The sequence below is a fragment of the Arcticibacterium sp. GJ41-1 genome (assembly GCF_055808875.1).
This window is the reverse complement of sequence record NZ_CM147888.1, coordinates 5,043,686-5,067,855: the sequence shown is the minus strand read 5'-3', so window position 1 is coordinate 5,067,855 and position 24,170 is coordinate 5,043,686. Positions and strand designations below refer to the sequence as shown.

The 24,170-nt window shown below is 37.5% G+C and carries 16 protein-coding genes; 11 read left to right on the top strand and 5 right to left on the bottom strand.

Translation table 11 applies throughout. The features are described 5' to 3' along the window. Nucleotides 1-137: 137 nt before the first annotated feature. Entirely contained in the window at nt 138-1,400 is a 1,263-nt protein-coding gene (locus AC0L6O_RS20935) for a thioredoxin family protein (protein ID WP_473305127.1), read from the bottom strand. A 135-nt stretch (nt 1,401-1,535) separates the two neighbouring features. Here AC0L6O_RS20935 and map point away from each other — a divergent pair, with 135 nt between their 5' ends. From map to AC0L6O_RS20890, 9 genes are all read left to right on the top strand, one after another. Continuing rightward, nucleotides 1,536-2,300, top strand: coding sequence for a type I methionyl aminopeptidase (gene map, locus AC0L6O_RS20930; RefSeq protein ID WP_473305126.1), 765 nt, complete (start codon nt 1,536-1,538; stop codon nt 2,298-2,300). 335 nt (nt 2,301-2,635) lie between these two features. Next, a complete protein-coding gene (locus AC0L6O_RS20925; RefSeq protein ID WP_473305125.1) occupies nt 2,636-2,986 on the top strand; it encodes an ArsC family reductase in 351 nt (116 codons plus the stop codon). Between the two features lie 202 nt (nt 2,987-3,188). Further along, a complete protein-coding gene (locus tag AC0L6O_RS20920; RefSeq protein ID WP_473305124.1) occupies nt 3,189-4,625 on the top strand; it encodes an arylsulfatase in 1,437 nt (478 codons plus the stop codon). A gap of 9 nt (nt 4,626-4,634) precedes the next feature. Further along, complete coding sequence (locus AC0L6O_RS20915) at nt 4,635-8,678, top strand: hybrid sensor histidine kinase/response regulator transcription factor (RefSeq protein ID WP_473305123.1); 4,044 nt, start codon at nt 4,635-4,637, stop codon at nt 8,676-8,678. 233 nt (nt 8,679-8,911) lie between these two features. Next, entirely contained in the window at nt 8,912-11,929 is a 3,018-nt protein-coding gene (locus tag AC0L6O_RS20910) for a SusC/RagA family TonB-linked outer membrane protein (protein WP_473305122.1), read from the top strand. 12 nt (nt 11,930-11,941) lie between these two features. After that, nucleotides 11,942-13,441: a RagB/SusD family nutrient uptake outer membrane protein gene (locus tag AC0L6O_RS20905; RefSeq protein WP_473305120.1), complete on the top strand. Its 1,500-nt coding sequence runs from the start codon at nt 11,942-11,944 to the stop codon at nt 13,439-13,441. Between the two features lie 83 nt (nt 13,442-13,524). After that, nucleotides 13,525-14,934: an arylsulfatase gene (locus AC0L6O_RS20900; protein WP_473305119.1), complete on the top strand. Its 1,410-nt coding sequence runs from the start codon at nt 13,525-13,527 to the stop codon at nt 14,932-14,934. A gap of 200 nt (nt 14,935-15,134) precedes the next feature. Then, entirely contained in the window at nt 15,135-17,024 is a 1,890-nt protein-coding gene (locus AC0L6O_RS20895) for a sulfatase family protein (protein WP_473305118.1), read from the top strand. 351 nt (nt 17,025-17,375) lie between these two features. Then, on the top strand, nt 17,376-18,671 hold the full coding sequence (locus tag AC0L6O_RS20890; protein WP_473305117.1) for a Gfo/Idh/MocA family protein: 1,296 nt from the start codon (nt 17,376-17,378) through the stop codon (nt 18,669-18,671). Between the two features lie 154 nt (nt 18,672-18,825). On the opposite strand, the gene AC0L6O_RS20885 is transcribed toward AC0L6O_RS20890, so the two are convergent. The 3 genes from AC0L6O_RS20885 to AC0L6O_RS20875 all read right to left on the bottom strand — a co-directional run bounded on the left by AC0L6O_RS20885 (nt 18,826) and on the right by AC0L6O_RS20875 (nt 21,449). Beyond that, nucleotides 18,826-19,212 (bottom strand): hypothetical protein, encoded by a 387-nt coding sequence (locus AC0L6O_RS20885; protein ID WP_473305116.1) that lies wholly within the window; start codon nt 19,210-19,212, stop codon nt 18,826-18,828. Next, nucleotides 19,205-19,504, bottom strand: coding sequence for a hypothetical protein (locus tag AC0L6O_RS20880; RefSeq protein WP_473305115.1), 300 nt, complete (start codon nt 19,502-19,504; stop codon nt 19,205-19,207). Before AC0L6O_RS20880 ends, AC0L6O_RS20885 begins: the two co-directional genes overlap by 8 nt. A gap of 193 nt (nt 19,505-19,697) precedes the next feature. Continuing rightward, a complete protein-coding gene (locus AC0L6O_RS20875; protein WP_473305114.1) occupies nt 19,698-21,449 on the bottom strand; it encodes a hypothetical protein in 1,752 nt (583 codons plus the stop codon). Nucleotides 21,450-21,711: 262 nt separating this feature from the next. Here AC0L6O_RS20875 and AC0L6O_RS20870 point away from each other — a divergent pair, with 262 nt between their 5' ends. Continuing rightward, a complete protein-coding gene (locus AC0L6O_RS20870) occupies nt 21,712-22,203 on the top strand; it encodes a heme-binding domain-containing protein (RefSeq protein ID WP_473305112.1) in 492 nt (163 codons plus the stop codon). Nucleotides 22,204-22,351: 148 nt separating this feature from the next. After that, the gene (locus tag AC0L6O_RS20865; RefSeq protein WP_473305111.1) at nt 22,352-23,254 is read left to right on the top strand and encodes a prohibitin family protein; all 903 of its coding nucleotides are present in this window, start codon (nt 22,352-22,354) and stop codon (nt 23,252-23,254) included. Between the two features lie 94 nt (nt 23,255-23,348). Here AC0L6O_RS20865 and AC0L6O_RS20860 read toward each other — a convergent pair whose 3' ends face one another. Next, a complete protein-coding gene (locus AC0L6O_RS20860; RefSeq protein WP_473305110.1) occupies nt 23,349-24,161 on the bottom strand; it encodes a hypothetical protein in 813 nt (270 codons plus the stop codon). Nucleotides 24,162-24,170: the final 9 nt, after the last annotated feature.

Below are 24,170 nucleotides of genomic sequence, written 5' to 3'. Positions count from 1 at the left end.
TTTAAGATTTTGCAGGAATATATTAGCCTACTTGATACTAATTCATTAGGCTATTTTATGTTCAAAGGTGCTGGAATTAAATCAAAAAAGGGACAAACAGCATGTTCATCCCTTTCTCATTAAATCTTTGTTTGACCTTACTTTATGCTTTCATAAAGGGTGTTAAACTTCTCTAGTTTAGTACCAATTTTTGTAGCTAAATCTACGGCAGTTTTGGCGTTTAGTTTCGCTTTTTCTGTTTCTCCATCTTTCTGATTTAGTCTGGCTAACTCATAATAGTATTCTGCTCTAACATTATCTTGTGTAATGGTAGGCAGTGCACTTACTAACCAGCTTTTGGCAGATTTTACATAAGAGTTGTCAGGGAAATTATCGGTAAAAACTCTGGTGATATAAACGTAAGCCGAGCCATTGCCTTTAAATGTGTTAATCATTTTATTACCTACAGCTAAGGCTTGAGGTAAGTTTCCTTCTCTGATGTTAGCCTTAGTTTCAAATTCCCAAAGCGTATTATCAGCATATTGACTAGCTTTTATACGAGCCATATAAAGTCTCACTTTTTTAAGCTCATCTATGCTAAATTCTTTTCCTTTTGGACCGTAAAGCGTTCTTTGTAAAATTCCTCCGAGAATATTGTTTTGATTGTCTGCGTGGCCTTCTTCTTTTTCAAAAGCAGCAGCTTCATCCACGTGGTTAAACCAATGTTGAGCAAAACCATTGTCTAAATCATCTACCGCCTTTTTAGTCAACTCCCAGCTCTCTTCAGAACTTAATTTATCTTTTGGATAAACCTCATAAAGTGCGTTAGCAGCATTTATTCCGGCAGTGGTATCTTTAATTACTCTTGCAAAAGATGCATAGTTGGCCAAGAACTCAACAGAACGCTCACCATCTTTAAACCTTTTAGCAAAACTAGAAGCCCTAGTTTCAGGATTTAAAGCAGCATCCGCATTACCATTAATAGAAGCAATGTTTGGGTCTGCACTGGATTGGTGCACTAGGTTTCCGTCGCCATCAAAATAGAGGAACATAGGAAAACTTGGCAGCCAAATGTTTCTTTCGTTTAAGTATTTTACTTGTTCTGCTTCTGTTACGTTTAGCTTGAAATTGATAAAATTGCTGTTGTATTTTTTTGCAACTTCTGGCTCTTTGAAAAATGGCTCTAGTGCCAAGCAGTATGGGCAGGTAGGAGAGTAACACTCCACAAAAAGCAATTCACCTCTGTTTTTAGCTTCTGCCAAAGCCTCCTCGAAGTTTGATTTCCAAGAAATCTCAGTTTCGTTAATTACTTTTGCAGGAAGGTCAACGGTAGCTGCTTGTTGGGAATTTGATTTACAGCCTATGGCTAGTAATACCAGTAGTATGGATATTCCTTTAAGGTTTTGAATGTGCTTTTTCATTAAATGCATAAACGTTTTGAGTATATAATATTCAGAATGAATCTAATCAAGAATTTTGCCGAAATTAAGAACAAAACAGGAAACGACAGCAAGATTGATTATGTTGTCTTGTTAAACGGATGTTAAAAAGAGAATATGTCAATAGGAAGTGATGAAGAACTAGAAGGGATGATAGCCGTAAGTAAAGCGGTAGGAGAAACCCTCAAAGAAATGAGAGCCTATGCCAAAGTGGGTATGAGTACGTATGAATTAGACCAATACGGTGGAGAATTGTTAAAGAAATATGGAGCAAAATCTGCTCCTTATGAGACTTATGAGTTTCCGGGTTATACCTGTATAAGTGTGAATGAAGTGGTAGCTCACGGCACACCGTCAAAAGAAATAATATTAAAAGAGGGAGATCTAGTTAATGTAGATGTATCGGCAGAGTTAAATGGTTTTTGGTCTGACAATGGCGGTTCTTTTGTATTAGGAGAAGATATTAACAAACTTCAGCCACTGGTAGATGCCTCTAAAAAGATTCTTTTTGATGCAATTAACAAGATAAAAGGCGGTGTCAAAATTTCTGATGTAGGCCTTATTATGGAAAATGGAGCTAGAAGAGCTGGTTTTAAAGTGATTCGTAATTTGGCAGGTCATGGTGTAGGAAGAAGTTTGCATGAAGCACCTGAAGATATCCTGAATTATAAGGATAAATCAAACAAAGAACGTTTCAGGAAAAACTCTGTGGTGGCTATAGAAACCTTTATATCTACCGACTCTAAATATGCGGTAGAATCTGACGGAGAGTGGAACTTAGTGGGAGATAAGGGCGGTTTTGTGACCCAACATGAGCATACCATAGTGGTAACCGATGGAGAGCCGCTAATATTGACGGCTTGTAATGAAATTTGGAATTAAGAATTATTTGGGTTGAGGGAGAAGGTTAAATCAAATGTATTCTTTATATCAGCCTGTACTGTTTGAGCACGAGCAAAATTCTTAGGCAATGATATGCTTTTATAACTCATTTTATTAGAATTTTGAACGTGTGAGTTTACAGGATGCAGTTTTTTTTGGTTCGTTTTTTTTCGAAAAAAAATGAATGCAGGCGGCAAGCCTCCCCACTGGAAAGTGAACCGAGAAAAAGGTTGGGGTTGTTTTGAGATTGAGGGAAAGTGGTTGTATAAGAGTAATTGACCACTTTTTAATTATTTCTAAATTTGCTCGGATGAAAGTAATTAAGAATAAATAAAATGGCATATATACTTTACGGAATCCCGAACTGCGACACAGTAAAAAAGGCAAGAACATGGCTTACTGAAAAAGGAGTTGACTTTGAATTTCATAATTTCAAAAAGGATGGCTTAACAAAAGAGAAAGTAGATAATTGGTTAAATCAAGAATCTTATGAAGTTCTTATCAATAAAAAAGGAACAACTTACCGTAAGCTTTCTTCTGGCGAAAAAGATGCACTAAATAATAATGCAGCGGCGGCAGAATTAATGCTAGCAAATGCTTCTGTAATTAAAAGGCCTGTTTTAGAATTAGAAGGAAAAGTGATTTCGGTAGGCTTCAAACCTGAGCTGTACGAAGGCATTTTTTAGGGGTATAAATGGTACTTTAGCTCTGAGTCCCCTGACTTGTCATCTGGTTAAAAAATGACTATTTGTACTTCTAGCTACCTTTGACCATGATAGCAGGGGTGAATTTTGATTCATAGTACTGTCATAAATCATTCAAAGGGCTTTGAGTATTTCTAGGATGATTATCTCTTGCTTAGTTTTGAAGAAAAAAATATCCAGCCATATGTCTTTAAAATCTCTAGCAGTAATTCTTATTTCTATTTCTCTTTTTTCTTGTTCGCAAGAAACCGAGACTGTTCAAAACCCAAATGTGATTTACATTTTAGCCGATGACCTTGGTTATGGTGATGTAGGTTGCTACGGACAAGAATTAATAAAGACTCCGAATATAGATAAACTAGCAGCAGATGGAATGTTGTTTACAGACCATTATGCAGGTAGTTCGGTTTGTGCTCCGTCTAGAGCTTCATTAATGACTGGTAAGCATATTGGTCATAGTTACGTCAGAGGGAATTATGAAAAAGGACCTTTGGGTTTTGGAGCTTGTCTAGAATTAAGAGACCAAGATTTTACCCTTGGCGAATTACTTAAGAAAGCCGATTATCAAACATCTATTATTGGAAAATGGGGTTTAGGCATGGACGCTACTACTGGCGAGCCAATCAAACAAGGTTTTGATTATAGCTACGGTTACTTGAATCAAGGTCACGCACATAATCAGTTTCCAGAGTATCTTTTTGAAAACGGAAATAGAATCGCCATTGAAGAAAATGAGGAAGGCAAAATGGGAGGCTTCTCAAATGACCTTTTCACGAAAAGAGCTATAAAATACCTAGATAATGAAACCTCAGAAAAGCCATTCTTTTTATACATGGCTTATACTACACCGCATGCAGAACTAGTGTTACCAGCTTCAGAGACTTTTGATAAATATACAGAAACAGTAGACGATAAGGCTTTTGTTAATGCTGCTGGGGAAAGTGACAAAGATGGTAATAAGTGGGCTTACAGGTCTACAGAGACGCCTCTTGCTGCTTATGCTGCTCAAATAAGTCATTTAGATTCTTGTGTGGGTGTTTTAGTTAACAAAATCAAAGAATTGGGTTTAGAAGATAATACCATTATCATGTTTAGCTCGGACAATGGCCCCCATAAGGAAGGCGGGGCTAATCCGAGTTATTTTAAAAGCAACGGTGAATTTAGAGGTGTGAAAAGAGACCTTTATGAAGGAGGTATTAGAGTGCCGTTTATCGTAAAATGGCCAGCCAAAATAGAAAAAGGAAGTGTGTCAAATCATATTTCGGCTTTTTGGGATTTAATGCCAACTTTAGCTGAGATTACAAATCAAGATGCTACTGGTTTAGAGTCAGATGGCGTTTCTTTTTTACCTACATTAACCAACGAAACCCAGAAAGAGCATGATTACCTTTACTGGGAATTTCATGAAAATCCAAGTTCTGACCAGGCAGTAAGAAAAGGTAAATGGAAAGCAGTAAGGCATGATTATAAGGGGGAGGCAGAGCTTTATGACTTAAAGAAAGATAGAGGAGAAATGAATAATGTGGCTGCTGAAAACCCCGAAATAGTGAAAGAATTGACACATCTGTTAGATAACACAAGAACACCAAGTGAAATTTGGCCACTTAAAAGTTTGAAATAAAGATTTAGTTTGAAGAAAATTGGAGCTTTCATTATTAGTTTCTTTGCCCTTTTAATTCATTTGAAAGGGCAGGAAATTAATTTGGAGAATCTGAGGATTTCGGAGGAAAATTGGCTTCCAAACAGGTCTATAAATTGCATTTTTCAGGACTCAGAAGGCTTGCTTTGGATAGGTACGGGTTCTGGCCTTTATGAGTATGATGGCTATGATGTAAAGCATTATGCCACCAAACCAAATCAAACTAACGCTCTTTTTACCAATACGGTAACTAGTTTGTCTGAAGATGTTTATGGGAATATTGTTATTTCCATGGAAAGCGGCTTCAGTGTTTTTAACAAGAAAACTAAAGTCTTTCAAACGCTCTCTAGAGAAATTGAAGGCTTTGGGAGTTTGAAAAGAGGAAATAATAAAGAGCTTTGGGTAGGAACCAACACCAGGAGCTACCTCTATCGTTATAAAAACGACTCAAAAGACGGTTTCTCACCCGATAGTTTATCCCGATTCATACATTCATCTAAAGATTTTGAAAAGCAAACTGGACGTATAGTCGATTTAGAACAGATTAATGCAGACTTACTTCTTTTAGGTACGGCAAAAGGACTTTTTTTATTTGATATAAAAAGTCAAACCATTAAAAGTACGCCTTATAAATTTCCAGTAAGTGTTATTCAAAAATCTAAACTTGGCGAAATTTGGGTAGGGAGTCAGGGCAAAGGTTTATATGAGTTTGTTATTGAAAAAGACCATTTAAAACTTCTAAATAACTACCATTTTGGGAATCCGAAAGAAGCGGGTTATGATTTTATTACCTCTATTTCGTTTGGTAGAAATAAAGAAATATTAGTTACTTCTTATCACAATTTCTATTTGTCTAATGGCATTGGAGGTAAAAAGTCTTTTAAGGAAGTTAAGCTAAATACAGGCATTTTTGACGACAATAATATTCTGACCTCCTACATTGATAAACTGGGGGTAATTTGGATTGGTACTTTGCGAGGTTTGGTGAAAATAAGGCCTGCTTCCATAGAAGTAGAAAGGATAAAACTCAATACTAGGAATTACATTCCTATCAATAATCAGGTCAACTACTTGTTTAAGGACAATAAAGACCGAATTTGGGTCAAAAGTCGAGATGACGGAGCCTTTCTTTTTGAACCGAAAACTAAAAGGTTTGAGAAGGTAAATATCCCAGATAATATCAGACGTTTTTATCAGTCAGAAAATGGGGTCTTCTATTTTATAGGAGAAAACAACTTTTACGAGCAAAATAGAAACGCCCAGAAATCGGAATTGAAATTACTCCATACCGCCAAAACCAACATTAATGTGGCTTTGGAAATAGAAGCTGGAGAGTGGTGGCTTGGTTGTGAAAAGGACGGTTTGGAGAGATATTCTGTCAATAGAAAAGGCGTTCATGACGGGCTTCTTGATAAAGTTAATGAGCTCAGTAATCATTCGTCTACGCTTTTTGCCATGATTAAAGACCGTTCTCAAAACGTCTGGATTGGTTCTAGGGGAGATGGACTTACTAAGGTGAATTTGCTTACAGGTGATGTTAAGAAATATTCAGGGATAGACAGGAAAGGAGATATATCAAGAAGAATATTAACGGTCAAAGAAGACTCCAAAGGTCAGATTTGGATTGGAACCAGAGAAGGTGGTTTGTACAAATATTTACCAGAGACAGATACTTTCAGACAATACACAAAGCAGCACGGCTTGCCATCTGACGTGGTTTGTGCCATTGGAGAGAGTTTGAATAAAGATTTGGTAGTGAGTACAGATAATGGCATTGCCAAGTTTATTCCTAATGAACCTATCCCGTTTCAAAGTTATGGTATAGAAGAAGAAATTCTATTTGGCGATTTTTCTTTTGGAGCCGTAGCCGAGGGCGAAAATGGCGAAGTTTACTTTGGGAACACCAATGGCATTTATAAAATAAAAACGCTCCCTACGCAGGGGCGTCAAATGGCAGCTTTTCACTGGAATTCTTTTGAGGTGCTAGACATTGATGGGAATAAAAATGATGGTGAAAATTTAATTAACTCCATTTTAGACGATAAAAGCATAAGCTTAGCAGCCAATCAAAACAGCTTTGAGATTCTTTTTTCATTACTGGATTTTGGTATTCCAGAAAAGAATAGATACGCCTACAGACTAAAGGGGTATGATAATGACACCTGGAGGTATTCTTTGGATGCAAATCAAAAAGTACAGTTTTTAAATATACCTTCGGGTCAATATACGCTTGAGGTAAAATCTTCTAACAGCTACGGCCAGTGGAATGATGAGCCTTCTAGTTTTGATATAATCATTGACGTTCCTTTCTGGAGGTCAAAAACAGCATTTGTGATATATTTAGGGCTGTTTCTTTCGCTATTATACCTCGGATATTTCTTATTTAGAAGATGGATTAAACTTCAAAAACAGTTACAAGAAGAAAAGGCTCAGGTTGCTTTCCAAGACCAACAAATGGTTCACTTCTCTGATTTGTCGCATGAAATCAAGAATAGACTCACCATGATTTTGGGACCTCTTGAAAATGCATTGACAGGGAAAAAAGTTAATCAGGCGGTTCTTAATAACCTATATGAGCAAGCCCTCAGGTTAAAAAGAATTACCGACCAGATTATGAACATCAGAAAGAGTGAAGGTGGCGAGTTCCTCTTAAAAGTGGGTGAAGGAAATATCTTTTCTTTACTAGAGACCATCTGTCATGATTCAGAGCCTTTGGCCATCATTAGAGACATAGAGTTAAAATATTCTTTTGAGCAAGAATACCCTGAGGCATGGTTTGATGGGGAGTTGATAGAAATTATGATGCTTAATCTCCTGAGCAATGCCATGAAATATACTCCACCAAATGGTGTGGTTACAGTAATTGGAGAGACGGTTACACTAGAAAAATCTGATTTGCCAGATACGGCACCCTTGGCGGGTACTTATCTAAAATGTACCATAAGTGATACGGGAATAGGTATTCCGGAGGGTGATATTGAGAAGCTTTTTGATAGGTTTTATAGAGCGAGTAACCTGCCAGAGTCGGATGGTGGAAAGGGGATTGGCTTAGAGCTGGTTACCAGGCTTATTCAGAAGCATAGAGGTTTTATTGATATAAAAAGTAAGGAGAAAGAGTTTACAGACGTCACCTTTTATTTGCCGATAGAGAAAGAACACTTTCAGGTAAATGAAATGAAACTCTCTATTGACAGTGTTCCAATAATTGAGATTGAATCAAGGTCTAAAAAAGGGCTGAAAAGTTACAGGAATGATGATGGCTCGGTACCAAGCATTCTTATTGTAGACGACGAAGCCGACATTTTAGATTTATTAGAAGAAAACCTAAGTGTCAATTTTGAGGTGACCAGAGCTATAAATGGGGAAGAGGCACTCAAAGAACTTGGTTTGAGAAGTTTTGACTTAATAATTAGTGATTTGGCTATGCCCAAAATGGATGGTTTGTCATTACTAAGGCACGTCAAAAATCAGGCGACATGGAATCATATTCCTTTTATAATTCTTACGGGTAGAAATTCGGAATCTCAGAAATTATTATGTCTTCAAAGTGGTGTAGACGATTTTATTGACAAGCCATTTAGTGCTACGCTAATAAAATGGAGGGCTAAAAACCTGATTGAAAACCGCTCACTACTAAAGGCTAAGTTTGCAAAAAAAATCAACCTGGAGCCAGAGGAAACAGAAATGGAGTCGCCGGAGGATTTATTTATCCAAAAGGTGATAGGACACATAGAGGCCAATTTAATGAATCCAAGTTTGGGTGTAGAATTTCTGGCAGAAGAGTGCAGCATGAGTAGGGCTACTTTCTATAGAAAAATGGAAAGCCTTTTGGGCGAAGCTCCTTCTATATTTATTCGTACTTATCGTTTGAAAAAGGCTGCACAATTATTGAAAAGTGGAAATTTCTATATTTCAGAAGTAGCCTACCAAACGGGATTTAACAATCCAAAATACTTTACAAAGTGCTTTCAAAAGGAATTTGGTACTACGCCATCAGAATACATCAAAAACATTACAGAAGGAACATTTGAATAAACAAAGACTAAAGTTGGTCTATGTTTTTTAGAATGGAAAGAATAGGGGGCTTAGGCCCTCTTTCTTTTATATCAGTTTTCCTGACAAAACGGGCATATAGCTTGTTTTAGGGCTGTTTAAGCCATGCATGAAACATTTTTCACCCTTTATTGAGACATCTAGAAAGTCTCATGAAACTACTTTTGCTTCTGTTAAATACATTCAATTCTATTAATCTAATTTTTACAAAGACTATGAAGAAAAAACTATTTCTCAAGCTCTCTTTGGTCATGCTTTTTGCCTTCGTATCAGTTTGCGGCTTTGGGCAGCAGGTGATAAAAGGAGAAGTGATTGACGAAAACGATGAGCCTTTAATTGGAGTAACCGTGGCTGTGCAAAATTCTACTAGAGGAACCATGACAGATGTTAATGGTCTTTATAGTATTTCGGCCAATGCTGGCGAAAAACTTGTATTCTCTTTTGTAGGATATAAAGCTAGTGTGGTAACCATAGGTAATCAATCTACCATTAATGTAAAACTAGAATCAGACCAAGCTCTTTTAGAAGAGGTAGTAGTGGTAGGTTATGGTGTTACACAGAAAAAAGATTTAACAGGTGCTGTGAGTTCAGTAGATGCCGAGCAACTTTCTGACATGCCAGCCTCTAGAGTAGACCAAATGTTACAAGGTAGGTCTTCTGGTGTATTGGTAACTTCTGCCAATGGTTCTCCAGGAGCTAGGTCTTCTATCAGAATTAGAGGAGGTAACTCTATCAATGCAGATAATGAGCCTCTTTATGTTATTGACGGATTTATTGTTGGTACCGACTTTAACCTTAATAATATCAACACCAATGATATTGAGTCTATCGAGGTTTTGAAAGATGCAACTGCCATTTCTATTTATGGAACAAGGGGTGCAAACGGTGTAATATTGATTACAACTAAAAGTGGAGAGTCTTTTGGAAGTGAAAAACCAAACGTTTCTTTAAACCTTTATACGGGTGTTCAGCAAATGGCTAGAAAGATAGATTATCTTAATGGTTATGATAGAGCCGTATATGGAACTGAGTTTGCGGCTAACTCTGGAAGTGCAGACCCATTTGCAGATAAAAGTGAAATAGGGAATTCAGATTGGCAAGATTTAATATCTCAAACAGGAACAGTATCTAACTTGGATGTTTCTATTGGTGGAAGCACTAAAGATTTGAACTATTATGTATCTGCCAATTATTTTAATCAGGAAGGTATAATTAAAGGAACGGGTTTAGAGCGTTATAACTTTAGAGCAAACCTTGACTTTAAGCTTAATAAGAAATTAAAAGCTGGAGTAAGATTGAATGGGGCTTTTACACAAACCGAAAATGATAAAACGGATTTGTGGCAAATGCGTTCTGCCCTAACGGCATTCCCAACTTATTATCCTGATGGAGTAACTTATTGGGACCAAAATATTGTTCAGGGTGGAGCATTCGCAAACCCTTTAGCAGATATAGCTCTAAAAACAGATTTTACTTATGGTACTAACCTTCTTACCACGGCATATTTAGAATATAGCCCTTGGAAAGATGTAGTTATCAGGTCAACTATTGGACCTAAGATTAACTGGAGTAAGAGAAATCAATTTGACCCAGGAACACTACCAGCTAGAGCAGCTGCTCAGCAAGGTGGTTTGGCTCAAATAGACAATGTTTTTGAATTTGATATTCTTCAAGAGAACACCATCTCTTATACAAAGAAGTTTAACGAGAATAATAGAATCAACCTTTTAGGTGGTTTTACGTGGCAAAAGGGTTTAAGAGAAACCACTTTTACGCAAACGCAGGGTATTTCTATTGATGCCATTAATTATGATAACTTAAGCATTGGAGACCCTTTAACATATAGAGTAGGTTCTTCTTTGGCAGATTCTAGGCAGTTGGTGTCTTGGTTAGGAAGAGCTAATTACTCTTTAAAAGACAAATACTTATTTACAGCAGTAGGTAGAGTAGATGGTGCTTCGGTTTATTCGGGTTCTAATAATGCTTATGCGTTTTTTCCTTCTGGAGCCTTTGCTTGGAGAATTATTGACGAGCCATTTATGCAAAACCAGAATCTATTTTCAAACTTAAAGTTTAGAACTAGTTTCGGTACAGCGGGTAAAGAGTCTATTAGCCCTTACAGTACTTTAGCGGTATTGGATAATAATGTTTTGGTTTTCAATGATACCCAGGCTATAGGTATTCAAAAAGGAAGACCAGCGAACCCAGAACTTAAATGGGAAACTACCAGCCAGTTAGATATTGGCCTTGAGTTTGGCTTTTTGAACAACAGACTTTCTGGTGAAATAGATTATTACTACAAGAAAACAAAGGACTTATTGTTGGCAAGACAAATTCCTAAAGTAACTGGTTTTGACACTAAACTTGAGAATATTGGTTCTATCCAAAATCAAGGTTTAGAGTTTATGTTAAACTCTATCAATATTAATTCTAAGGATTTCAAATGGGAGTCTTCATTGACAGTTTCTGGAAACAGGTCTAAGATTTTGAACCTTGCCGGTTCTGACGAAATCATTATTTATTCGCTTGAGCAAGGTGGACCTGGAGCTAAATTAATAGTAGGCCAGCCAGTAGGTGTTTTTACAGGAGTTCAGTATTTAGGAACTTATAAAACGCAAGAAGAAATAGACACTGATGGAAACTTAGGTGTACGTCAGGTGATAGGTGGGCCACGCTATAAAGACGAAAATGGAGATGGTAAAATAAATAACGATGACCATGTAATGATGGGTAATCCTGAACCGAAGTTTTTTGGTGGAATTAACAACAGTTTTGTTTACAAAAACTTTAGTCTAGATATATTCTTCCAAGGAACATTTGGTAACGACATCTATCATGAGCCAAACCAATCTAGTTTGTTTGGATTAAGTGAAGCTAATATTTATGCAGAAGCAATAGACCGTTGGAGCCCAGAAAACCCAACTTCTGATATTCCTAAAGCTGGTGGAATTGCGAGTATTTCAGATGTGGTTTCTAACTCTGCTATGTTAGAAGACGGTTCGCATTTAAGACTGAAGAGCTTAAAAGTAGGTTATAATTTACCGCTTAAAAGTAATGCAATAAAGAGCCTGAATATTTATGGTGTAGGTAGTAACCTATTCTTGATTTCTAAGTTTAGAGGTTATGACCCAGAGGCTACCAGATTTGGTACAAACTCTACAGTGAGAGGGATTATTAGAAACCAATATCCTAATGCAAAAACATTCACAGTTGGTTTAAAAGCAGACTTTTAAAGAATAAGAAAAATGAGAAAAATAATATTAGTACTAACCGTAGTTTTCTTGAGCTCATGCTCAAACTTTTTAGAGGAGAACGTAAGGGGAGTTATCGCTCCAAATAATTTTTATAATTCTGATGAAGAGGCTATTCAAGCAGCAAACGGAATTTACCTTGGAATGAGAACAGACAACCTTTATAAGGGTTGGCAAGGGATTTCTACTTTTACTTTCTTTGGAAGTGATGAGGCTATGCCAAGTAGAATTTTTGGTGGACTAGGTGCCATTATGGACTATAACTTAACAGAAACAAACTATAGTAATGCCTACAATATATGGAGAGATTTATATGCTGTAATAGGTGATGCAAACTCTGTTTTAGTTAATGTAGAAGGAAATAATAATATCTCTGTACAAACGCAGGATGTGGTTATTGGCGAAGCATTATTTCTTAGAGCTTTAGCTTATTATCATTTGACAGCTTTATGGGGTGATGTTCCTTTCTTTACGGAAGACCTTCCTTTAGACGAGGTGGCGGTTTTAGGAAGAACTAACCTAACCGAAATAAGAGCGGCTATGATAGAAGACCTTAGGAGGTCTGAAGCTTTATTGCCATCTACAAATGACGGTGCAGATATTGGAAGAGCTACTAAATGGGCAGCCAAATATTTAAGAACTAGATTTCATTTATGGGAGAAAGATTGGGCTAGTGCATTAGCTGCGAGTAAAGACATTATTGACAATTCGCCTCATGCTTTAATGCCTACATACGGAGAGGTTTTTGACCCTAACAATTTGTTTAATCAAGAAGCCATTTTTGGTTTTGACTTTACGAAGGATGTACCAAACAATGCTCAGTCTATCACGGATAGTTTTAATCCAAGACTTAGAGATGAGCCAAGAGATGCTTCTTTAAGAAACGAGTTTGCAGGTAAATTATCAGATATAGGAGAAGAGTTTAATGGCTACGGGCTTGCCGTTCCATTGACAGATTTAGTAGAAACTTATCCTATGGACGACCCAAGAAGACCTTACAATTTGATGAACGAGTATCTTGGTTATGACCTAACGTTTACTTACTTCAAAAAGAGAACAAATTTTGACTTTGTTAATTCTCCAAGGTATAATCACGGAGAGTGGTGGATTACGATGAGGCTTGCTAGTGTTTATTTGATGGCTGCAGAAGCTGCAAATGAATTAGGTAACACAGGAGAAGCTTTAACTTATGTAAACGAAATTAGACGTAGAGCTTATGGTGAAGCGTCGCCAGTGGCAGCAACTGCTCAAAGTGGAATTAGAAAAGCTATTCAAGACGAGCTAAAATGGGAGCTTGCTGGAGAAACAGAACGTCGTTACGACTTAATCAGATGGGGCATTTTAGTAGAAACCGTGAGAAATGCTTCTTATGGTATGTTTGAGGGGCCTCAAAACATTCAAGACCACATGGTGAAGTTGCCTATCCCTCAAGAAGAAATTGACCTAAACCCTAATCTATTAGATTCCGATGCATCTAACAATGGTTACCGTTAGTATAAAGTGTGAATAATTAAGTAAGCCGTAAAGGTCAGTCGCTTTGCGGTTGACCTTTATTTTTTTTCAAAAAATCAATAAATATGTTAAGAAAAATAATAGTTCTAACCATTGTAGTAGGGTTTGTTTGGGCTTGTAAAACACAATTGCCAGGAAGCTCAGATTCATCAAAAAAGCCAAATATTGTCTTCATCATGGCAGATGATTTGGGCTATGGCGATGTAGGATTTAATGGGCAAACCAAAATTAAGACACCAGCCTTAGACCAAATGGCAAAGGAAGGCGTGGTATTGACAAATCACTATTCAGGTTCGCCTGTTTGTGGACCGTCTAGGTCTTGTTTACTAACAGGAACGAATACCGGACACACCACCGTAAGAGGAAACCCTAACTGGACCACCTCTGGTGCTGATGTAGTTTTAAAAGAAGATGATGTAACCGTGGCAGAAGAGCTTAAAAGGGCAGGTTATCACACCGCTATTTTAGGTAAATGGGGTATGGATGAATATGGTGTTAGCGGACAAGCCAATGCTCAGGGTTTTGATTACTTCTACGGATACAGGAGGCACGGCGAAGCTCATCATTACTACCCAAAACATCTGTGGCGAAACACAGAGAAAGTGCCTTTAGAAGGAAATATTCCTAAGGAGACTTTTGGCCAATATTCGCATGATTTGGTAGCGAACGAAGCTCTGAATTACTTAGATGAAAGAGCCAAAAGTACGGAGCCGTTTTTTATGTATGTGGCATTTACCACGCCTCATTATGAATTAACCGTTCCAGAAGATTCTAAGACACAGTATGAAAACCTTGGTTGGGAAAAGCGACCAATGAAAAAAGGACATTACTATAATGACGAGGAAGGAAACATAGCCTACGCCGGCATGGTAAGTAGAATGGATAGAGACATTGGCCGCATTAGAGAGAAGCTAGAAGAGCATGGTTTGGCTGAGAATACCTTGGTAATATTTACCAGTGATAATGGTCATGAGTACGACAGAGGCTTTTTCAATAGCAATGGCGACTTTAAAGGACGTAAAAGAGATGTGTACGAAGGTGGAATTCACGTGCCGTTTACAGCCGTTTGGCCAAACAAAATTCGAGAAGGTTCGGTGTCAAATCATCAATCTGGTTTTTGGGACTTTTTAAATACAGCCTGTGAAGTGGCTGGAATCACACCTACTAAAAAGAATTTGGATGGTATTTCTTATTTGAATGCCCTCAAAGGGGAAAAGCAGAAAGCACACGAATACCTTTATTGGGAGTTTAACGAAGGTGCAGGGCCAAGACAGGCTTTAAGAAAAGGAGATTGGAAGCTGGTACGTCAATATCAAAAAGAAGACGAACTTTATAACCTTTCAAATGACATAGGAGAAGAAAACGACCTGTCAAAAGCAAACCCTAAAAAGCTAAAAGAACTTCAAGCCTTAATTCTTACAGCAAGAACAGATGACCCGAACTATGAATTGGTCAAAATTGTGAAGAAGAAGTAAGCTATGTTATAAATTTAGATAATCCTTTGTCTTAAAATCTTACTGATGAATTCAGTAAGATTTTTTTATTACTCAGGAATTCCCCTTAGGTTTAAATCTAATAAGCTTTGCAGCTCCAGAGGAGCGTAATATTGGTAGAGAGGGCTGATAAGCCCTCGTGAATTCCCAAAACATTATAATAATAAACGACCCTACATAAAATGAAAAAAACGCTTTTGTTTTTATTCTTTATAAGCTTTTCCGTTTTCTCCCAAGACCGTCCAAACATCCTTTGGCTAACCTATGAAGATACGTCTCCTGAGTTTATTGGAGCCTATGGCAATGAAGACGCTAAAACCCCTTTTATGGATTTTATGGCGGAAGAAGGTGTTCGGTTCACAGGTGCTTTTTCTACAGGAAGTGTCTGTTCGCCTAGTCGTTCGGCTATTATTACGGGTGTTAAAACTTTTGAGCTAGGCACAGGAAATCATAGAAGTAATTACCCTATTCCAGATTATATTCATGGCTTCCCAAAATACTTGAGAGATGCAGGGTATTACACAAGCAATAATGCCAAAACAGACTATAATGTGGCCAATGAGGCTAAAATGATAGCAAATGCTTGGGACGAAAGCAGCAACAAAGCAGGTTGGTGGAATAAAAAAGACGGGCAGCCTTTTTTCTCCGTGTTTAATTCTAATTCTTGTCATCAATCTAGAACCATGACACTGCCTTTTGAGAAATACAAGGAGATGATATGGGACCAATTACCTGATAGTCTTAAAACGGGGGATAATGACTTTGAAATGCCCTCTTTTTATGAAGATTCTCCAGAGATGCGAAAGCAAATGGCGAGGGTTTATAATTCGCTTTCTAAAACTAATCTTGAGTTTCAAGAACTCTACATTCGTTTAGTAAAAGAAGGATTGGCAGAGAACACCATCATCTTCTCTTTTGGTGACCATGGAGAGGGCATGCCCAGAATGAAAACCAATGGCATAGGTTTAGGACATAGAGTGCCTTTTACTATGTGGTTTCCAGAAAAATACAAACATCTTTCTCCGTGGGGACAAGGCGGTATAGTGACAGATGAGATGATTGACTTTGTGGATTTGGCACCTACGGTTTTAGCTTTGGCTGGTGTCGAAATTCCTACTTATATGAAAGGGCGAGTGCTGCTAGGGGAGAATAGAACTGCACCTAGAGAGTATTTATATCTCTCTTCTGATAGGTCAGACGAAAGTTATGATTTGACTAGAACGGTTATCAAAGGGAAATATGCCTACACACGCATTTTCATGCCATATATTCAGGAATTAAGGCATTTGATGTATATGGACATGGGTGAAATTACGGCTCAAATTAGAAATGACTTTAAAGAAGGAAAACTTAACGAAACTCAAGAAATGATGCTTAAGCCCAGAGCTGCGGAGTATTTGTTTGACTTAGAAGCAGACCCATGGGAATTAAATAATTTAGCAGAAAATAAAGACTACAAAACCGTATTGACAGACTTTAGAACAAAGTTAAAAGCCAATATCCTTAAAGAGCGAGATGTTTTGTTTTTGCCCGAATATGAAATTGATAAAATATCTCAGAAAGGAACGGCCTATGAATTTAGATTAGACAAGGCTAAATATCCTTTGGAAGAAATATATGAGCTGGCTAGTTTGGCTGGTTTTAAAGATAAAGGAACATTGAAAAAGCAATTGAAAGCCTTAAAATCTAAAAATGAATTTGTCAGGTATTGGGCATTGATGGGTTTAAAGTCGCAGGAAAATAAAACTTTCGATAACCAACTTTTAAGTGTTTTGGATGATACTTATGAGCCTAATGCTATTTTGGCGGCAGCTATGATTTATGAGATAAATGGGAGCGAACTGGCAAGTGCGGTTTTAAGGAAGGCAATAAACAGCCCACACGACCATATCAGCAATTTGGCAATACAGCAAATCATGTATCAAGAAAACGCCAGCGATTTTTTAGAAATAGTGGCAGCATTTGAAGCAAAGCAAAAAAAGTTAAAAGCAAAAGAAAGATTATTTAATGCAGACCGCTCTGCCAGCATGTTTAAGTATGTGCTTTCGGGTGGTGTAATTTCTGAGAATTGATTAAATTAGCCTAATAATATTCAACCCAAGAACGAAAAAAGGACTTACATCTGAGTAAATGGCATAATTGTAAAGAATTCTTTTTATCGCCCTGTACTGTTTGAGAACGGTCAAAATTTAACCCTAAAATTTTTACCAATTTCTAATAATAATTTTGAGCGTTGGAGTTTACAGGGTGTTGCTTTTTTTGTTTCGTTTTTTTACAATAAAAAAATGAAATCCCGGCTGGAAGGCCAGCGAAGAGAAAGCGTGGGAGTTCTTTTTGAAGGTAATTGAAAATACCGTTTCATGCCATGAAAGCCTTTTTATTAAATTTAGTTTTTAGTCGAAAGACCTTAATATTCAACCAAAATGAAAAATAACCTTAACCGCCGTGATTTTCTTAAATCATCGGCCATTGCATCTAGTTTCTTTATTCTGCCAAGACATGTCTTAGGAAAAGGCTTTTTAGCTCCGAGTGACATGGTTAATATGGCTTTTATAGGCTGTGGTAAACAAAGTAACGGCCTGCAAAGTCGTTTTCACGAAACTGGTCAGGTCAATATTGTGGCTGCTGCAGACCCGCACCGTCTAAAACTGGAAAGGTTTACCAAAAACCTGACGAAACTGGTCAAGAAATCTAGTTTAGATACTTCGTTCAAAGCGTATGAAGACTACCGACAAATTATAGAAGACAAATCTATTGACAGTGTGGTGGTGGTTACGCCAGACCATTGGCATGCCGCTATGACGGTTAAGGCCGCCGAAGCAGGAAAAGACATTTATTGCGAAAAACCTTTAGCCCTTACCGTGAAAGAAGGTAGAGCCATGGTTAAGGCTGTAAGAAAAAATAACAGGGTTTTACAAACCGGCAGCATGCAGCGTTCTTGGCCTGAATTTCTAAGAACAGCGGAGCTGATTAGAAACGGTTACTTGGGTGAGATAAAGGAGATTTTTGTGAATGTGGGTAATCCACCAAAGGACATTGATTTTGAGGCACAGCCTTTACCAAATCACCTAAACTGGGATTTATGGATGGGGCCAAACACCGATAAAACACCTTATAATGAATTGCTGGCTCCTACGCTAGAAAATGATTTTTGGGCTTTATGGAGAGAGTATAAGCCATTTGGCGGAGGTTATATCACCGACTGGGGTGCACATATGTTTGATATAGTGCAGTGGGCTTTAGGCATGGATAATTCTGGACCCGTGAAAGTAAGTGTTCCGCTGTCAAAAAACATGTCGGGCGATATCCGTGGATTAAAGTATACTTACAAAAACGGAATTACAGTGACGCATAAAGATTTTGGAAAGAATAATGGCATTCGTTTTATAGGTTCTGAAGGCACTCTGGATGTGCAAAGAAAAAAACTAGAAGAGCCTGATAATTTGAAGAAGGTAGTTATTAAGGAAACCGATATCAGACTTAAACACCCTGAAAACCATTACATTGATTTTATCAATTCTATGAGGTCTAGAGAACTGCCAATATGCGATGTGGAGATAGGGCACAGAACATCTTCCATGTGTAATATTGGAAATATAGCCTATGAGCTAGGAGTAGAGCTAGACTGGAATCCAAAGAAAGAATCTTTCAAAAATAATGCTGCCGCCAATGCCCTCTTAGGAAGACAAATGAGAGCAGAGCATGGGATTATAATTTAGGGTAATTACGTCTTTTAAGTCAAAACCTCATCGATGAGAATTGGTGAGGTTTTTTTGTGCCTTGAATGGTGGATAGATTAAGAATGGCGACTTAGTGCCGTACGTGTTAGAGCCTGAGTCTATCATGTTCTATTAATGGTAGTTGCGGGTTTTATCATTTTTGAGTTTCAAATCGCGATTCTATTAATTCCATTTGATTAATTATTTCAGTTGGTTTTGCACTTTCCTGTTTATGTTTATCATTAGCAAAATATACAGATAAAAGGCCACCAATCAAAGTCACCCCAAATATTGCCCAAGTCAAATATTTTGAGGGATCGGTTTTAAATTCTGTGGCTAAAATTGTAATAAGGCAAGAGGCACTTGCTCCTAAAAGTAAAAATCCGAAAGCATGAAAATTATTAACATCAATTTTTATCTCACAAATTTTCTTTTTAATAAATCCCCATTCTTTTACACCTATTGGATATGCTTTTCCTTTTTGATGAGGAATTATTTCGAATTCTTGGGAAACGTTGAATTTGTTTTGATTATCATTCATTTTCCGTTTCTTTTTTCGGTTCAACATTTGGCTTTTCAATAGCTCCTGCCATTAAGGCATTTACCATTACTGAATTTCCACAATTATTACAACTTACTGGAATTATAGGATAAATTGGTCCACTTCCAAGTACAAGATTTCCCCCGTGAAATTCTCTTAATTCGTATATATTGTCAGATACATTCCAGCTATTTGAACCGCACATTGGACACGGTCGGTTTCCCCATTTTAGGTTTAAATGTTTAATGACGTTTTCAATATTAACATCATTATCTTTCTTTTTATCTTCCATAGTATTTTTTTCAACTTGTGGCTAACGATTATATATCCGAACAAAAGGTGCAGATACTATTCTTAAATCCATACTAAACTAACAGGTTTTTAATGGGTATCAAACGTTTTGCTGTTGAGATTTTAACAGCAGGCCATAGGCTTTAAAAGGCTACCTAAAGTAAAGAGCGTGCTGATTTTTTCAATCTAGCTCCCTATCGCTCCCCAACAAACTCAAAAGGCTTTTTTAGCCTCGTTTCAATGAATTTGCTTGTTTTTTTATGGTTGACTTTGTCAAAGAATCCAAAAACACAAATGGCTTCGGTTCCGGAGTAGGCACGTTTATCTTCGTCTCTACCAAAACTAAAAATCACCATGTTGTCTCCTTGTCGCCAGCCTTCATCTCCTGCAGATGCTGGACCTGTGTTTTTAACGCCGGCATAAAAAACTTGGGTGTCTTTTGGGTCGCTATCGGCCAAATAAAAGAATGGAGAAGGGAATTTGTTGCCAAACTCAGGGTTGAGGTATCCTAGCCCTCCAGATTTTATTTCTCTCTTAACACCATCTTTTAGTGCATAATAGTCGGCGTTGTCTTGCTCGCCACCTACAGGTCCTTCAAAAAGGAAAGCATACTTATCATCTGCCTTTAAAATCTTAATGGCAGCATGAGTAGGGAAGAAGTGGTACTCCAAATCATATGTGGCGTTAGATGTTCGCATGATGAGGTGCTCGCCTTCTAGTTTGTCGCTGAATGTTAATTTCTTACCATGTTCATCTACCCAGTACGATGTGGAATTACTTTTTCTTTGAGGGTGATTAAAATTCCCTTCGCCAAAGTTTGGCCAGCCACGGTATTCGTGTTTTCCTCCCTTGGCAGATGATTTATTATAACCTCTGTCGGCATCATTCCCTATCCAGTCGTTTCCTATTTGGTCAAAAGCACTGCTAAATCCAGATTTTCCTTCCGTCTCACCATTTTCAAAATACCATGTTCCGCCCGCAGCGGCTATTTTCCAACACATGTTATCAAAGTGCTTGACTTTGGTGACCACTACTTTGTCGTTTGGGAAAGGAGTGTAGGGTTTTCCTGCAGCAGGCTCATGGTTTCGCCATGCTTTAGCCATTTCTTCTACAAACTTTTCAGCATTACCATTAAAATGAACCACACATAAGTCGCCTACTTCAAAATCGCCCATGCTAGAGGCAATGTACTTTTTAAGGTAATAGCCTGTCTCGTCCACATAGTCTACAGAAGGATGTTTATCCCAGTCTACATTGTCGGTTTTTTCTATAAAAAATGTTTTGTCTTCCCTTACGCCATGCAGGTCTTTTATGGGCATTTGTGGCTTGTCCATGGTTCCCCAAGTTACGGTAAGGTCATGCTGCGGAATCACAGATTGATACCATGCTCCGTGATAGCTAATTTCTTGGCTGGGGTACATTTTCTTTACATAGGCTTTCAGCCAATACACGAAGTCTAATTCCGATTTATCTGGATTTTGGCCGTAGGCTTGTGCCATTTTTTCAACGAATTTTTGAGGTTTTCCGTTAAAATGAATAACCGTAAGCCGGCCTATGTCAAAGTTTGCCATAGTAGCTGTGGAATATTCAGAAACGAGGTAACCAGTTTGCTCGAAGTAGTCAACTTTAGGGTTTTCTGCCCAATCATTTTTGTTTTCTTTCACTATGAAAATAGATTTGTTTTCATAAAGTCCTTCCATGTCTTTAAGCGGCCAGCTTTCTTGAGGTGTTAGCCCCCAACTTACCGTCAAATCATATTCTGGAATAAATACCTGAAACCAATCATTATGATGAGCAAAAGAACTGCCGGGATACTGAGCAGGAATATGTTTGATTAAGAATTTAGAGAGTTCTGTGTCGGTTTCAGGCTGCTTTACTTTTTGAGCAGATACCAACTGAACACCTAGTGTCAATAAGGCAAGAGCAGAGAAAAGGAATGATTTCATAATAGGGTTATTTGTTTCGCTTACAGGTTTAAACAAAAGTAAACGTAAGTAAACGCAATAATAACAAAAATAAACGAAACCTAAATCGATTTAGCTTAGGCATTGATGAGTTAAGAATTTGGTAGTGTTTGAGCGGATACTTTCTTGACTAAAGATTCTCCTTTTTTACCATTTGAAAAGATTTAGTTTTGGGTCAAATTTCAATAGGCCTTTTCTATTTACTCTTATTTCTATTAGCTTTAAGCTCAATAATCCCTTAAAAATGGTCAAAAAAATTCTTTTAGCTCTTCTGGCGGTTCTTTTTGTAATTCAATTAATAAGACCAGAGAAAAATGTTTCAGACAGTGTTTCTGTCAATGATATTAGTGTCAAATATGCGGTGCCTGATGATGTGCATCAAATATTGAAAAAAGCCTGTACCGACTGCCACTCTAATAACACCGTTTACCCGTGGTATGCTAATATTCAACCAGTAGCTTGGTATTTAGATGACCATATCCAAGATGGCAAAAAGCATTTTGACATGTCGGAGTTTTTGGCTTACGAGCCATGGAGGGCACATCATAAATTAGAAGAGCTGGAAGAAGAAGTGGAAGAAAATAAAATGCCGCTAGACGAGTATGTAAGAATCCATGAAGAGGCAAATTTAACTTCAGTAGAAAGAATAAAACTTTTAAATTGGTCAAGAGGTATCAGAGCTGAAATGGCTGCAGATAGCACTTTGGATTTAACTAGGCCAGAAAGAAAAAAATAGGCTTAAAGTTTGAAATAAACTCATACAAGATTTCCTCCAATCTTAATGGCTAAAAACCGTATGGAGATGTTAGATTCCCTTTATCCTATTTGGGTAGTTTGGGGCGTCTAAATTTTGTAATTTGAGCTTTCAATCAAATAGATAGACTATGTCATTGTTATTATTTTTAGGCCTAGCGGCCATTATTGCTAGTTTTGTAGTAAACACGCCAACGTCGCCTGTACAAAAACTGTCAGGGGTTATCAGAATAGCTGGTTTTGTTTTATTAGCACTGGGAGCATTGTCAAAGGCTGTTATTCAAATTGACCCAGGTCAAGTAGGCGTTCAATCATTATTCGGAAATGTGCACGAAAGAACATTGCCAAGTGGTCTGAGCGTTGTAAATCCATTGGTGGAGATAAAAGAGTTTGATATTAAAACTCAAAACTATACCATGTCTGGAGTTAATGATGCAGGAAATGCAGGAGACGATGATGCCATTAAGGCCTTGTCTCAAGATGGACTTGAGGTAACTATTGACTTAACTGTATTATATAGAATTATACCTTCTAGTGCACCTTCTATTTATAGGGAGTTAGGTACCAGCTATAGAGATTTGATAGTTAGGCCAATTGCGAGAACAAGAATTAGAGATTTGGCTGCCAACTATGAAGCGGTTTCACTTTATTCTTCTAAAAGAGAAGAGTTTCAGGCTAAGATTTTTGAAGCTATTGATAGCGACTTTACCAATAGAGGTTTGGTTTTAGAGCAGCTTTTGGTTCGTAATATCACTTTACCAGAATCTGTAAAGAGAGCAATTGAGTCCAAAATTAATGCAGAGCAAGATGCTCAAAAAATGGAGTTTGTACTTCAAAAAGAGCAGCAGGAAGCAGAGCGTAAAAGAGTTGAGGCTAGAGGTATTGCGGATTATCAAAAAATCATTACTTCTACTTTGACAGATAAGCAATTACAGTATGAAGCTATTTTAGCTCAGAAAGAATTGTCTTTATCTCCAAATGCCAAAGTGGTGATAATGGGAAGCGGTAAAGGAAACATTCTTATTAATCAGTAATTTACTGAAACGTATTAAAAAAGGTAAGGCCACCCTAGGGTGGCCTTTTTTTAAATCTACACTGGATTATTAGTCGTGTAGCACATAATTATCTTTAGTTGCATTTGAACTCATAACTCACCGTTTGAGTGCTCGTTACATCTCCTCGTTCGGTTGTAGTTTCAGATGCCATTGGTAAGCCTTGATTGTTATAGGAGTAATTAATGTCTGTTTTCTGATCTACTTTACCTGATTCATCATAAATCCTGCCAGAAACAAGGTTGTTTTCTCCAAAAAAGCTAAAAAAGTTATTGGCAATACCCACAAAACCTAAAGCGGCTATTTTATAGGCTTTAGGATGAAACTGAGGTTTGTCGTCATATACATCGCCTACAAAGGCTAGTTTTTCTGGCTCTCCGTCTATACTGCTTAGTACCTGAGAAACATTTTTTCCGTTGTAAACTATTCTAGTGTTTCCTGAAATCTTTTTCCCGTAAAGGCTAACGGTAGTCACTACCGCAGAAATTTTCCCATCATTCAAAACGAAAGAATTTTCCATAAAAGGTAAGCCACCTACAGAAGTGCTCGTTTTACTTACTCTGTCGTTATCGTCGTAGGTATAAGTTACTTTTAAAGACTCGGTATTGTTTTCGGTTTCTACTTCCATGGTTTTGATTAAACCCTTCTCGTTGTATTTAAAGCTCATGACAGTTTCGCTTTCTTCCATGGTGTAAATACGTATGAGATTATCTTGAACATATTCAAAATCACGAACCGTTTTTCCTTCACCATTGACCATTGACAATAGTGGGCACACGCCATTATCACCTGAGAAAGGGTCTACATCGCCTTTGTTTTTCTTTTTACAAGAAAACACTAGAGGTAATAAGAGGGTTAATAATACTATTTTGACAAATTCCTTTTTCATATTCAGTTT

Bases quoted from the DNA above. Each gene is read 5' to 3' on its own strand.
- AC0L6O_RS20870 (WP_473305112.1), top strand. From the start codon at position 21,712: ATGGTCAAAAAAATTCTTTTAGCTCTTCTGGCGGTTCTTTTTGTAATT.
- AC0L6O_RS20920 (WP_473305124.1), top strand. From the start codon at position 3,189: ATGTCTTTAAAATCTCTAGCAGTAATTCTTATTTCTATTTCTCTTTTT.
- AC0L6O_RS20890 (WP_473305117.1), top strand. From the start codon at position 17,376: ATGAAAAATAACCTTAACCGCCGTGATTTTCTTAAATCATCGGCCATT.
- AC0L6O_RS20900 (WP_473305119.1), top strand. From the start codon at position 13,525: ATGTTAAGAAAAATAATAGTTCTAACCATTGTAGTAGGGTTTGTTTGG.
- AC0L6O_RS20935 (WP_473305127.1), bottom strand. From the start codon at position 1,400: ATGAAAAAGCACATTCAAAACCTTAAAGGAATATCCATACTACTGGTA.
- AC0L6O_RS20875 (WP_473305114.1), bottom strand. From the start codon at position 21,449: ATGAAATCATTCCTTTTCTCTGCTCTTGCCTTATTGACACTAGGTGTT.
- AC0L6O_RS20880 (WP_473305115.1), bottom strand. From the start codon at position 19,504: ATGGAAGATAAAAAGAAAGATAATGATGTTAATATTGAAAACGTCATT.
- AC0L6O_RS20865 (WP_473305111.1), top strand. From the start codon at position 22,352: ATGTCATTGTTATTATTTTTAGGCCTAGCGGCCATTATTGCTAGTTTT.
- AC0L6O_RS20910 (WP_473305122.1), top strand. From the start codon at position 8,912: ATGAAGAAAAAACTATTTCTCAAGCTCTCTTTGGTCATGCTTTTTGCC.
- map (WP_473305126.1), top strand. From the start codon at position 1,536: ATGTCAATAGGAAGTGATGAAGAACTAGAAGGGATGATAGCCGTAAGT.
- AC0L6O_RS20885 (WP_473305116.1), bottom strand. From the start codon at position 19,212: ATGAATGATAATCAAAACAAATTCAACGTTTCCCAAGAATTCGAAATA.
- AC0L6O_RS20905 (WP_473305120.1), top strand. From the start codon at position 11,942: ATGAGAAAAATAATATTAGTACTAACCGTAGTTTTCTTGAGCTCATGC.
- AC0L6O_RS20925 (WP_473305125.1), top strand. From the start codon at position 2,636: ATGGCATATATACTTTACGGAATCCCGAACTGCGACACAGTAAAAAAG.
- AC0L6O_RS20895 (WP_473305118.1), top strand. From the start codon at position 15,135: ATGAAAAAAACGCTTTTGTTTTTATTCTTTATAAGCTTTTCCGTTTTC.
- AC0L6O_RS20860 (WP_473305110.1), bottom strand. From the start codon at position 24,161: ATGAAAAAGGAATTTGTCAAAATAGTATTATTAACCCTCTTATTACCT.